The following is a 12,814-nucleotide window of genomic DNA, read 5'->3' as shown; positions in this document are numbered from 1 at the left end:
CGTTTTTTTATTTCTACCTTTTAACTACGAAAGGCGATTAAATTACAGTACCATTCAACTCAACTTAGTATTTTATTTTTATTATTCACCGATAGGTATTCAAGCATTGATTGACTTTACTTTATTAAGCCTTTTTATCCCAACATTTTTCATCGTTAGCGTAACACCGGGCATGTGTATGACTTTAGCCATGAGCTTAGGCATTACCATAGGCGTAAGAAAAACATTTTGGATGATGTATGGTGAATTATTAGGAGTCGCAACAGTCGCTATTGCTTCTGTGTTAGGTGTTGCAACATTAATGAGCAAACTGCCTGAATTGTTTCAAGGCTTTAAAATACTTGGTGCGCTTTACCTTGCCTATGTTGGTATTAATATGTGGCGAGCGAAAGGAAAGCTCGCACTTTCTGCAGAACAAAATACTCAGTCAATTGATAAATCAAGTTTATTCAAGCAAGGTTTTTTTACTGCAATTGCTAACCCAAAAGGTTGGGCATTCATGGTATCGCTGCTTCCACCCTTTATTAATCCCGATTTACAGCTAGCTCCTCAGTTAAGCATGCTAGTAGCCGTAATATTACTATCTGAGTTTATTTGCATGACGATTTACGCCACTGGCGGAAAAACTATTGGCAAAGCGTTAACGCAGCGTAATAACGTACAATTACTTAATAAAGTATCGGGTAGCTTGATGATTATGGTCGCGATTTGGTTAGCAACTAGTTAATTATCCTTGTTAACAAGAAAGCAACTGGAACCAATAATTAATGCCAAAACAGAACTTAGCTACGATGGCTGATGATAGTTAGCATTTTTGTATAGTTTTTTTTGTCATTATCAGTAAAGGTTAGCCATATTTTCCAAGTCATTTTTTCAGCAGAGCAACTACCGACTAAGACTTCCCCCTGAAAGGCTTGAATGTTGTTTTGACTCATTGATTCAGCATTGTCGGCAATTACATCTGCCGATACAGCATTTAATTTAGCGTGGTTATCCATTTCTGTTTTTTTTTCTAAAAATAAAGGAATTTTCCCCATAAACATATCAACACCTTCCATATAGCCATTAACCTCGATAATAGTTTTAGCACCGGTATAATTGATAGACATATTAAAGGCTTGTTCTGCGATTATTTTATTAACATCAAATAATATTTCAACTCGTCCATCTGCAACATCAAAAAAACATGCGCTTTGCTGTTCAAGGCACCTCATTTCGCGAATTGGCATTTCAGCTCTTTTAGTTGCTCGCTCACTTTTATCACTACAAGCAGTGACTAGAAAGGTTAATCCGATAAGTAAGGGAATATATGTTACTTTTTTACTATTTTTCATTAGCAATATGATTGGTGGATAATTTACTCATTATGATACCTAAAACACGGTGATATTTATCACTTTTTTAATCGTTATTTTTGATTTGAAACAAAACTCGTTTCATTCAATGTTGCTATAGTTTTATGCAATATCACCTTTTTATTAATCACCGTACTTAATAAACGACTAAGTGGCAGCAGGACATAAAATGACAACATGCATTAAGGTTAAACAACCTAAAACCAAATATATAGACTGCGACAGTTGTTCAATGCAACCAGTTTGTTTGCCGTTGAAAGCGGGAAAGACTGAAATATCAATAATGGATAGCTATTTATCTAAACGTAATATCGTCACCATTTCTACACCGTTATTTCAAGAAAAAGAAAAGGCCGACGCTATTTATGCAGTATGCTCTGGTAGTTTTAAACTCACTGAAACATCACCAGAAGGTAAAGAGAAAGTCATCGGTTTTCGCTTTCCTGGCGAACTTATTGGTGAAGATGCCATTCATACTCCAAATTACAATTACAACGCTGTTGCTGTTGGCAATACTACAGTATGCCGAGTGGATTTAGACGAGCTTAATGAATGTGGAAAATTAATGCCTGAATTACAACTAAGCTTAATTTCCTTGTTGAGTAAACAAAATTCGATGTTGCGTGAAGAGTTTACTTCTGTTGTTGCAAAGCACACCGCAGAAAGCCTATTAGCAGCGTTTATTCTCAATATGCTAAAAAGAAATGCGCAATATCAAGAAACTGAATCGAAACTACACTTACCCGTTGGCCGTGATGTAATTGCAAATCATTTAGGTTTTCGCCGCGAAACATTAAGTCGCATATTTTCTAAATTTCAGCAAAAAGGTTTACTTTCCATCCAAGCAAAAGATGTCGAAATATTAGATTTACCTGGCTTGCAAGATGTTGCATACAACTGATAACAATCACCTTTATAATGTGCTTTAGAATAATCATTCGGCACATTAATTTTTCCTTTTTTATCATAGCGGTTGATTTTTAAACAACCATAAATTCGCTGTTTTCGATAAATTCACCTACCTTTAACAGTGATTTTTCTCTTCAACCATATTAATCTAAATTTTTGTTTGTTGAATACCGTATAAGATTGCGGCAACTTCGTTTTTTTTATTGATTTAAATCAAGCTTTATAGTTGATTTATATCATAGGCGAAAGGTAAAATTACAATGAATTTGAAACAACTCGTAACCGAGTGTGACATTTATCACTGCTTCTCAGCAATTTTTAATGAAAATGAATGATTTTTATTCTTTATTGTAAAATATAACCAAGTAACGGAACAATAAAAATGACAACAACGCTTGATCATCCGTCTTATAACTTCAATGTGGTGCGTCAATTCACCGTAATGACAGTTATTTGGGGGATCGTTGGTACTCTAGTAGGTGTTCTTATTGCAGCACAATTAATTTGGCCTGCATTAAACTTTGAAACACCATGGTTAACATATTCTCGTCTTCGTCCACTGCATACCAATGCGGTAATATTTGCTTTTGGTACCAGTGCCCTGTTTGCTACATCATATTATGTCGTGCAGCGCACATGTAAAACGACCTTATTTGGTGGCAAGCTTGCCTCTTTTACCTTCTGGGGTTGGCAAGCAATTATTGTATTGGCAGCGATAACATTACCGTTAGGATACACTTCAACGAAAGAGTATGCTGAATTAGAATGGCCAATTGACATTTTAATCGCTGTTGTCTGGGTCAGCTATGCCATTGTATTCTTCGGTACATTAGTTAAACGAAAGACATCACATATTTATGTTGCTAACTGGTTTTTTGGCGGCTTTATTATTACCGTAGCCGTTTTGCATATTGGTAACAGTATGGCTATTCCTATTTCCATGATGAAATCCTACTCGCTATATTCAGGCGCTATCGATGCTATGATGCAGTGGTGGTATGGACACAATGCCGTAGGTTTCTTATTGACTGCTGGTTTCTTGGGGATGATGTATTACTTCGTACCAAAACAAGCTGAACGTCCGGTTTACTCTTACCGTTTATCAATTGTTCACTTTTGGGCACTAGTTTCCCTTTATATTTGGGCTGGTCCACATCACTTACATTACACTGCTCTACCTGACTGGGCTCAGTCTGTTGGCATGGTTATGTCTATCGTATTATTCTTGCCATCTTGGGGGGGTATGATTAACGGTATTATGACGTTATCAGGCGCATGGCATAAACTTCGTCATGATCCTATTCTACGCTTCTTAATTGTTTCATTGTCTTTCTACGGTATGTCTACGTTTGAAGGCCCAATGATGGCGATTAAATCAGTAAACGCACTTTCTCACTACACTGACTGGACTGTTGGTCACGTACATTCAGGCGCGCTAGGTTGGGTTGCTATGGTTTCAATTGGTGCACTTTACCACTTAATCCCTGTGCTATTTAATCAAGGCCGTATGTATAGCATCCGTTTAATTAACATTCACTTCTGGATGCACACAGCCGGTATCGTTTTATACATTGTTGCGATGTGGATTTCAGGCGTAATGCAAGGGTTAATGTGGCGTGCGGTAAACACTGACGGAACATTAACTTACAGCTTTGTTGAAAGTTTAACAGCGTCTTACCCTTTTTACTTCATCCGTTTTGTTGGTGGCGTATTGGTTGTTCTAGGCTTTTTATTAATGGCTTATAACATGTTCAAAACTATTGGTGCTAAAGACGGAAGTCTTAAGCCTGTTGAAGTAGCTTAAGGAGCCAGAACATGATCAACAAACATGAAAAAGTTGAAAAAAACGTCGGCTTATTCTTTATTTTTACCATTTTTGCTATCAGCATCGGTGGTTTAGTTGAAATTACGCCATTGTTTTTCCAAAAAGCAACAACAACACCCGTTGATGACTTACGCCCTTACACGGCTTTAGAAATGGAAGGTCGTGACATTTACATTCGCGAAGGTTGTCACGTTTGTCATAGCCAAATGATCCGCCCTTTTAGAGCTGAAACTGAGCGTTACGGACATTACTCTGTTGCTGGAGAAAGCGTTTGGGAACATCCATTCCTATGGGGTTCAAAGCGTACAGGTCCTGATTTAGCACGTGTGGGCGGTCGTTACAGTGATGATTGGCACCTAGCACATTTACTTGATCCTCGTTCAGTTGTGCCTGAATCAAATATGCCTTCATATAGCTGGTTGGCTGAAAATAAACTTGATGGTGAGTTGACTGCGAAGAAGCTATCTACATTCAATTTTTTGACACGTAATCGTAGCCATAAAGATGAGCAAGGCAATGCTATTCCTCTTTACTCTGAAAAAGAAATATCTGGTGCTAAAGCAGCAGTTAAAGGCAAATCAGAGATGGAAGCATTGATTGCATATTTACAATCCCTTGGTCATGCGTTGAAATAATGATGATGGATTACGGCACGCTTAGAGGGTTAATTGCCCTATTAATATTGGCATTATTTATTGTCATTGTGGTTTGGTCATATTCAAAGAAACGCAAATCAGCGTTTGATGATGTAGCAAATTCTATTTTCGAAGAAGATACGGAAATTAAACACAACGACAAAAATAACAAACAGGAGACTAATAATAATGTCTAGCTTCTGGAGTATTTGGATTTCAGTTCTTACCTTAGGTACATTAGTAGGTTGTTACCTATTATTACGCTTTTGCTTAAAGAACTTTGCAGGTGTTGAAGAAGGTGAGTCTATGGGCCACACCTTCGATGGAATTGAAGAATTAAACAATCCACTACCAAAATGGTGGAGTACTTTCTTCTTATTAACAATCGTTTGGGGTTTTGGTTATTTATTACTATACCCAGGCTTAGGTAACTTTGAAGGTCTGTTAGGCTGGAAAAGTTCAAATCAAGGTATTTTGAATTTATCTGAATCAAAAGCGAGTGTTATTAACTCGAAAGAGTCAGGCATGTTAGTTCAGTATGACCGTGAAGTTGCTGCTGCTGACGCAAAATATGGCCCAATTTTTGAGGCTTATGCTGCGCAAAGCATTGAAACTTTAGCTGGTGATGAAGAAGCACTTAAAGTAGGTCAACGCCTATTTTTACAAAACTGTTCGCAATGTCATGGCTCTGATGCTCGTGGCACGACAGGCTTTCCAGACTTAACTGATAAAGATTGGTTATACGGTGGTTCACCTGATGTGATCAAAGCGAGTATTATGCATGGTCGCAAGGCTAATGGCATGATGGCTTGGAGTGCTGCATTAGGTGGCGAGCAAGGCGTTAAAGAAGTTGCTGCGTTTGTAATCAGCCTAAGCGGTCGTGAAGTTGATGCTACAGCCGCTGAGGCGGGCAAAGCTAAATTTGCAATGTGTGCTGCTTGTCACGGCGTAGAAGGTAAAGGCAGTGCAGAAATGGGCATTCCATTAGGCGCACCAAACCTAACGGATAATACTTGGTTATATGGTGGCTCTCCGCGTGCCGTTGAAACATCTATTGCTAATGGTCGTGCTGGTGTAATGCCTGCTTGGGATAAAATTCTAGGTGAACAAAAAGTTCACGTGATCAGTGCTTATGTTTACAGCTTATCGCAAAAGTAAAAGCTACTTTTTAAAAAATTAGTTTAGTACTAAAAATAAAGCCTTGGTGTTTAACGACACTAAGGCTTTTTTATCTCCACCTTGCAGCTAAACTTCATAAAATTAACGCTTTTTTAATAGTTCCTATTTGAGAAAAGCCGTATAATGTCAATACTATCTGCAAAGTAAGAAAACTTCATGAAAACATTTTGGTATCAAGAGCCATGGGCATGGCTTGTGTTTATATTGCCTTTCACCGCAGTAGTTGCTGGTATTGCAACTTTCATTATTGCCAATACAAACCCTGACACCTTAGTTATTGATGATTATTATAAAAAAGGCAAAGCAATTAACCTTGAATTAGGTAAAGTTAAACAAGCTCAAAAATTAGGTATGCGCTTTGGTTTAAAACTTGACGGTGATCAGCTAACTATTCGCCCAACAGGTATCGAAAAAGAATTTCCATTATTAAATGTTAATTTTTATCATCCAACTTTGGCTCATAGAGATTTTTACTTGGCATTAACCGCTGATGGCAACGGTAATTTCACTCATTTTTTTGAGTCTGATCAAGATACTTCAGGTAAATGGCGCGTTACGATTAGCTCTTTTGAAAATCATTGGAAGATTCAATCGGTGATCAATCTACCGCAATCAGAGTTCATAGATATTACACCGAATCCAACCGACGTAAAGTAGTGAATCGGTATTGATGAGTATTTATTTATGAGCTTGGGTTGTTTTCATTGTGGCGAAGTAGTTCCCAATAGCATTGATTTACATACAGAAATAGATAATAGAAATCAGCCAATGTGTTGCGTTGGCTGTCAGGCAGTGGCGCAAACTATTGTTGATAATAACTTAACAGACTACTACCGCTTCCGCAGTGCCCCCGCACAAAAAAGTGATGTGCTCATTCCTGAGCAATTACTACGCAATGAAATTCTCGATGATGAAAACCTACAGAGTGAGTTTGCTTATTATCATGATGGGTTTAAAGAAACCATATTAACCATTGAAGGTATTAGTTGTTCAGCCTGTGCTTGGTTAATTGAAATGCAGGTCAACAAGCTTAGTGGTATTAATAAGGTTAATGTCAATGCAACCACGCAAAGAGCGACGGTCCAGTGGCAAGAAGAACAGGTAAAGCTAAGTGAAATTCTTAGCCTGATTGAGAAAATTGGTTATCATGCTCTGCCGTTTAAGGCGAGTACCGCTGAAGAGATAAATAAGAAACAAGCTAAGAGCTTCATTAAACGTTTAGGTATTTCAGGCATTTTAATGATGCAAGTAATGATGATTGCCTTTGGTTTATACTTTGGTGCTTTTTCCGATATGGCTGAACACAACTTGGTATATCTACGCTGGGCAAGTTTATTACTGACGATTCCCATTGTTAGCTACGGCGCATTTCCATTTTATAAAAGTGCCTTTTTCGCGATAAAAGCTAAACAGCTATCTATGGATGTTCCTGTTTCCATCGCGATAGGTCTAGCTTTTTTAGCCAGTGCGTGGGCAACGGCGACTCAACAAGGTGAAGTGTATTTTGAGTCTGTATCAATGTTCACCTTTCTATTACTTATTGGCAAGTTCCTAGAGTTTCGCGCTCGCTCTCGTGCTGCCGATGTTTCGGCAAATTTATTGAAATTAATGCCGATGACGGCTACTAAGTTAATCGACAATCAAGAAAGTTTTATCGTCGCAACCAACTTAAACGCTGGTGACATTATTTTAATTAAGCCAGGTGAAACCATCCCTGCCGACAGTGAAATCATTTCAGGTAGTAGCCAAGTTAATGAAGCGATGTTATCTGGTGAGCAGCATCCTTTACAAAAAAATATCGAAGACATTATCTACGCCGGTACGATAAATGGTGATGGCAACTTAACCGCGAAAGTAAAACACAATAATCAAAAGTCATTTCTTAGCCAATTAATTCGCTTAAGTGAAACATCGCAAACCCATAAACCTAAGTTGGCAAAATTATCAGATAAAATAGCGCAGTATTTTGTTGCTTTGATACTTTTCACTGCCTCTTGCACGGCATTTTATTGGTCACAACACCAGCCGACTGAGGCCTTTTGGATCACGCTATCTGTATTAGTAGTTACTTGCCCATGTGCGCTATCGCTAGCCACACCTACGGCATTAACTTGCGCAACGACTCGATTAAACCGTGATGGTATTATGGTTAAATCCGGCCATGTTTTAGAAACCATGCCTGCCATTGATGCTATGGCGTTTGATAAAACGGGCACACTGACTACAGGTGAGTTTACCGTTACAGAAGTTGTCACTTACGGTAAGTTTTCATTAGAAAACAACGCTGATGGTAAAGCGCAAGTATTAGCAATTGCCGCCGCCCTTGAAGCACACTCAGCTCATCCACTGGCTAAAGCATTTAGCGCTTACCGTGATTTTAACCAAAAAACCACACAAGTTGTTGTTGCTCCCGGCGCAGGTATTTCAGGTGAAGTTAACCATGAGCATTACCGAATAGGTAAAAATTCATGGTTATTAAGCGATAACAGCCAGCAAGCCCATAGCGCGCAATGTGTGTTAATGGAAAATGAAACCTTAGTGGCTGAATTTTATTTACATGATGGTATACGCGAAGATGCTGAAGATTTAATAGACTTTTTGCACCATGAAAATATTACGACGTTGATGCTTTCTGGCGATCATTTAGTAGGCTGTAATAAACTTCAAGCACAGCTGCAACTACAAAGTGTGCAAGCAAACTTATCAGCTCAAGATAAAGTGACGGCAATTAAGCAGCAACAAACAACACATACCGTTGCCATGATTGGTGACGGCGTTAACGATAGCCCCGTTTTAGGCGCGGCTCACTTATCCATTGCCATGGGTAGCGGCACCGATATTGCCAAAAATGGCGCTGACGTTATATTGCTTAATAATAAGCTTAAATCAGTGCAAACATTAAGAAGCGTATCTGAGCACACAACACAGATTATCAAGCAAAACTATCTTTGGGCATTTGGCTACAATGCTGTCGTATTACCCTTAGCAGTTATGGGCTACATTGCGCCATATATGGCTGTAATTGGCATGTCAGCTAGTTCAATTTTAGTGGTAAGTAACTCTTTGAGGCTTTTAAAAAAATGAGCATAATTTACGTTTTGATCCCTATTGCTGTACTTTTAACTGCTATAGGCATCTATATCTTTTTTTGGGCAGTTAAAACAGAGCAATTTGACGACTTGGAAAAACAAGGCATGAGCATATTGTTTGATGATAAAACCATAGAGAAAAAGGAAAATAACAGCAAAGGTGACTCCGTAACTAGCCAACAAGAAAAACAAGAATAAGTGCAGCTATGACACTCGATTTTTTCTCAGCTTTTATCATCGGTCTATTAGGCTCAGGGCACTGCATTGTTATGTGTGGCGGTATTAGTACTATGCTTACTACCGCAATATCAGATGTTTCAAAACGTAAGAAGTACACTATCGTCTTTGCCTATAATTTTGGCCGTATTGTTTCTTACAGTATTATCGGAGCGTTAGTGGCACTGACTAGTTCAATGGCAACGAAAGAAATTGGTGTTCCCGTTTTTGCACTAAAAATACTTGCCGGTATTTTTCTTATTTTGTTAGGGTTATACCTTGGACAATGGCTAATGTGGTTAAGTCATGTTGAGCATATTGGTAAAAAGCTTTGGCGATATATATCTCCAAATACCAAAAAATTCATTCCAATTAAAAATACCCGTAGTGCTTTCGCATTAGGCGCTTTATGGGGTTGGTTGCCTTGTGGTTTAGTTTACTCAACGTTAACTTGGGCATTGGCAAGCGCTGATGCCATAAATGGCGCTTTAATCATGTTTTTCTTCGGCCTTGGCACTTTACCTGCTTTACTTTCTGTTTCGTTAGGTACAATAAGCGTCAAGTCCTTACTGAGTAACCCTTTATTTAGAAAGCTAGCGGCCATTCTGGTGATTTTATACGGTATTTATACTATACTTATTGCATATCTATAACGCATCTAATATGATCCATATCATTAAAATGCAAATAATCCATAGGTCGTTATGAGTACTAAATCGTGTACAGGTCAGCAACATATTCACTGTCAAAACTGCAGTATAAGCGAGTTATGCCTACCGTTTACTCTGAACGATAAAGAATTAGATTCTTTAGATAACATTATCGATCGTAAACGACCTATTCATAAAGGTGAGCAAATCTTTAATGATGGCCAACCTATGCATGCGCTTTATGCGATTCGTTCTGGCACGTTCAAAACTTATACCGTCAATGAGCAAGGTGAAGAACAAATTACAGGCTTTCATTTAGCTGGTGACTTATTAGGTTTTGACGCTATTGCTGAGTCTGAACATCCAAGCTTTGCCAAAGCATTGGAAACTTCGATGGTTTGTGAAATCCCTTATAATACACTCGATAGTTTATCGAATACCATGCCAAAATTGAAAAAACAAATTTTACGCATGATGAGTACAGAAATTCGTGGTGACCAGGAGATGCTTACCTTACTTAATCGTAAAAATGCTGAGCAACGCCTTGCCACATTCATCAGTGCTTTAAGCAGCCGTTACCATGCTCGTGGATTATCTGCATCAGAATTTCGTCTAACCATGACGCGTAGTGATATTGGAAATTATATTGGCTTGACAGTAGAAACTATCAGTCGTTTACTTAATCGCTTTCATAAAAATGATTTAATCCGAGTTGATGGTAAACTAATCACCATTCTAGACATTGATAAACTAAATGAGTGCGCTGCTCTTTAGTTCCCTCCCTACTTTTAAAAATTTCCTTATTCTAATAATTCACGCTATGCTTAGCGTGAATTATTTTTATATTTGAAACGATAATAATTTGATTTAAAACAATTATTTTTGATTCAAAATATTCTATTGTTATAATTATAGTAGACAATTTATAAAGGAATTGAATATGGAAAAGTATCAAAAAATACTCGCTATTGTTGACCCAACAACTGACGATCAAAAAGCATTAAAACGCGCCATAGAGTTAGCCCGTAAAACGAATGCTCGCATTACAGCTTTTTTGACTATATATGACTTTTCTTATGAAATGACCACAATGCTGTCAAGTAATGAGCGTGATGCCATGCGCAAATCAGTTATTAACGATAGAGCACAATGGTTACGGTCGGCACTTTCAGAATTAAATGCTGAAGAGCTTAATATTGATTGTCAGGTTATTTGGCATAATCGTCCTTTTGAACAAATTATTGAACAAGTACTTAAAAATGGCTATGACATCGTCATTAAAGGAACTCATCAACACGATAAACTAAAATCTGTTATTTTTACTCCAACTGATTGGCATCTTTTACGAAAGTGCCCATGCCCGGTACTATTGGTGAAAGAGCATTTATGGCCTGATAACGGTAACATTGTCGCGGCATTAAACATTGGTAGTGCTGAAGACGAGCACAAGTCACTCAATGATAAGATCACCACAGAAGCAAAGCAGTTAACGCAAGTAATGAAAGCAAATTTGCATTTAGTTAACTCATTTCCAGGAACTCCAGTAAATATTGCCATAGAAATTCCGGAGTTTAATGCCAGTGATTATAATCGTTCAATGCTATTGCACCATGAGAAATCTATGCATGAGCACGCAGCAGCCTTTGATATTGAACAGGAAAATACTCACATTAAAGAAGGCTTACCTGAAGATGTAATTCAAAGTATTGCCAATAACTTAGATGCTGAACTGGTCATTTTAGGTACCGTTGGCCGCACAGGGTTGTCTGCTGCGTTAATTGGAAACACTGCAGAGCATGTCATCGATAGGCTTAATTGTGACGTACTGGCATTGAAACCTGACGGCTATATTTCACCGCTTGATATTGAATGATCTGATCTAGTACAAGCTTTATGAAATTGAAGTTGAATTTGGTCGATAAAGTGCCATGTTCAACTTTTTTCATTTGCTCTCATCAGCTATACTACGCGCCGCAATTTATTAGGAATTAATTATGAGCGCAGATTTAAATCTCCCCCTTACGCCAGGTCAAGAAACACAACTACATAAACTAGAAAAACGTTTACGCCGTCACGTTGGCCAAGCTATTGCCCAATATAATATGATTGAAGATGGCGATAAAATTATGGTGTGTTTGTCAGGCGGCAAAGACAGTTATGCCATGCTTGAAATTCTGATGCGCTTAAAAGAGTCTGCACCTATTCATTTTGATCTTGTTGCTGTTAACCTTGATCAAAAGCAGCCCGGATTTCCTGAACATATTTTACCTAATTATCTCGAATCGCTTGGTGTTGCTTATCAAATAGTTGAAGAAGACACTTACGCTATTGTTAAAGAAAAAATTCCAGAAGGTAAAACTACGTGTAGCTTATGCTCACGATTACGTCGTGCTTTGTTATATAAAGCAGCCAAGGCATTAGGCGCAACCAAAATCGCTTTAGGCCATCACAGAGATGATATGGTTGAAACCTTAATGCTTAATATGTTCTATGGTGGCAAGCTGAAATCAATGCCAGCAAAGCTAGTGTCAGACAATGGCGAGCATGTGGTTATTCGTCCATTAGCCTTTTGTAAAGAGCAAGAACTTATTCAATATGCACAGTTAAAACATTTCCCTATTATTCCGTGTAATTTATGTGGCTCTCAGCCGAATCTGCAACGCCAAAATATTAAAGCCATGCTACAAGATTGGGATAAAAACCATCCTGGTCGAATTGAGTCTATGTTTACAGCAATGCAAAACGTTGTTCCTTCACATTTATGCGATGGCGAACTATTTGACTTTAAATCAATTAATAGCGACTCAGGTATTATTGACGGTGGTGATACTGCTTTTGATCAAGAAGGCTTTGTCAGTACAAATTCGGTTGAAAAATCTACCGTACAAGTTAATGCCGCTGACTTACTAAATGTTGTCGAAATAAAATAATCCTACTATTCAAAACTTAACTTTAG

At 38.1% G+C, this 12,814-nt stretch carries 14 protein-coding genes; 13 read left to right on the top strand and 1 reads right to left on the bottom strand.

Annotation, left to right across the window (positions count from 1 at the left end; all coding sequences use genetic code 11):
• Positions 1-106 precede the first annotated feature (106 nt).
• Entirely contained in the window at positions 107-727 is a 621-nt protein-coding gene (locus B7C41_RS14660) for a LysE family translocator (protein ID WP_085299688.1), read from the top strand.
• 55 nt (positions 728-782) lie between these two features.
• On the opposite strand, the gene B7C41_RS14655 is transcribed toward B7C41_RS14660, so the two are convergent.
• Positions 783-1,334, bottom strand: coding sequence for a hypothetical protein (locus tag B7C41_RS14655; RefSeq protein ID WP_143764408.1), 552 nt, complete (start codon positions 1,332-1,334; stop codon positions 783-785).
• Between the two features lie 190 nt (positions 1,335-1,524).
• On the opposite strand from B7C41_RS14655, the gene B7C41_RS14650 reads away from it, so the two are divergent.
• The 12 genes from B7C41_RS14650 to ttcA all read left to right on the top strand — a co-directional run bounded on the left by B7C41_RS14650 (position 1,525) and on the right by ttcA (position 12,788).
• The gene (locus B7C41_RS14650; protein WP_085299686.1) at positions 1,525-2,256 is read left to right on the top strand and encodes a Crp/Fnr family transcriptional regulator; all 732 of its coding nucleotides are present in this window, start codon (positions 1,525-1,527) and stop codon (positions 2,254-2,256) included.
• Between the two features lie 390 nt (positions 2,257-2,646).
• Positions 2,647-4,068 (top strand): cytochrome-c oxidase, cbb3-type subunit I, encoded by a 1,422-nt coding sequence (ccoN, locus tag B7C41_RS14645; protein WP_085299685.1) that lies wholly within the window; start codon positions 2,647-2,649, stop codon positions 4,066-4,068.
• An 11-nt stretch (positions 4,069-4,079) separates the two neighbouring features.
• Entirely contained in the window at positions 4,080-4,724 is a 645-nt protein-coding gene (ccoO, locus tag B7C41_RS14640; protein WP_085299684.1) for a cytochrome-c oxidase, cbb3-type subunit II, read from the top strand.
• Complete coding sequence (locus B7C41_RS14635; RefSeq protein WP_407919562.1) at positions 4,724-4,921, top strand: cbb3-type cytochrome oxidase subunit 3; 198 nt, start codon at positions 4,724-4,726, stop codon at positions 4,919-4,921. The genes ccoO and B7C41_RS14635 overlap by 1 nt, the downstream gene beginning before the upstream one ends.
• On the top strand, positions 4,914-5,882 hold the full coding sequence (ccoP, locus tag B7C41_RS14630; RefSeq protein WP_085299683.1) for a cytochrome-c oxidase, cbb3-type subunit III: 969 nt from the start codon (positions 4,914-4,916) through the stop codon (positions 5,880-5,882). The genes B7C41_RS14635 and ccoP overlap by 8 nt, the downstream gene beginning before the upstream one ends.
• A gap of 177 nt (positions 5,883-6,059) precedes the next feature.
• The gene (locus tag B7C41_RS14625) at positions 6,060-6,560 is read left to right on the top strand and encodes a FixH family protein (RefSeq protein WP_085299682.1); all 501 of its coding nucleotides are present in this window, start codon (positions 6,060-6,062) and stop codon (positions 6,558-6,560) included.
• Positions 6,561-6,587: 27 nt separating this feature from the next.
• Positions 6,588-8,987 (top strand): heavy metal translocating P-type ATPase, encoded by a 2,400-nt coding sequence (locus B7C41_RS14620; RefSeq protein ID WP_085299680.1) that lies wholly within the window; start codon positions 6,588-6,590, stop codon positions 8,985-8,987.
• Positions 8,984-9,190, top strand: a complete 207-nt coding sequence (gene ccoS / locus B7C41_RS14615; protein ID WP_085299678.1) for a cbb3-type cytochrome oxidase assembly protein CcoS — start codon at positions 8,984-8,986, stop codon at positions 9,188-9,190. The genes B7C41_RS14620 and ccoS overlap by 4 nt, the downstream gene beginning before the upstream one ends.
• Before the next feature lie 8 nt (positions 9,191-9,198).
• Complete coding sequence (locus B7C41_RS14610) at positions 9,199-9,861, top strand: sulfite exporter TauE/SafE family protein (protein ID WP_085299676.1); 663 nt, start codon at positions 9,199-9,201, stop codon at positions 9,859-9,861.
• Positions 9,862-9,912: 51 nt separating this feature from the next.
• Complete coding sequence (gene fnr, locus B7C41_RS14605) at positions 9,913-10,632, top strand: fumarate/nitrate reduction transcriptional regulator Fnr (protein ID WP_085299674.1); 720 nt, start codon at positions 9,913-9,915, stop codon at positions 10,630-10,632.
• Between the two features lie 166 nt (positions 10,633-10,798).
• On the top strand, positions 10,799-11,731 hold the full coding sequence (gene uspE, locus B7C41_RS14600; RefSeq protein WP_085299672.1) for a universal stress protein UspE: 933 nt from the start codon (positions 10,799-10,801) through the stop codon (positions 11,729-11,731).
• 121 nt (positions 11,732-11,852) lie between these two features.
• The gene (gene ttcA, locus B7C41_RS14595) at positions 11,853-12,788 is read left to right on the top strand and encodes a tRNA 2-thiocytidine(32) synthetase TtcA (protein WP_085299670.1); all 936 of its coding nucleotides are present in this window, start codon (positions 11,853-11,855) and stop codon (positions 12,786-12,788) included.
• Positions 12,789-12,814 lie beyond the last annotated feature (26 nt).

It is taken from the genome of Cognaticolwellia mytili (assembly GCF_002104475.1).
Classification (GTDB): Bacteria; Pseudomonadota; Gammaproteobacteria; order Enterobacterales; family Alteromonadaceae; genus Cognaticolwellia; species Cognaticolwellia mytili.
This window is presented reverse-complemented; position numbering and strand designations above follow the sequence as displayed.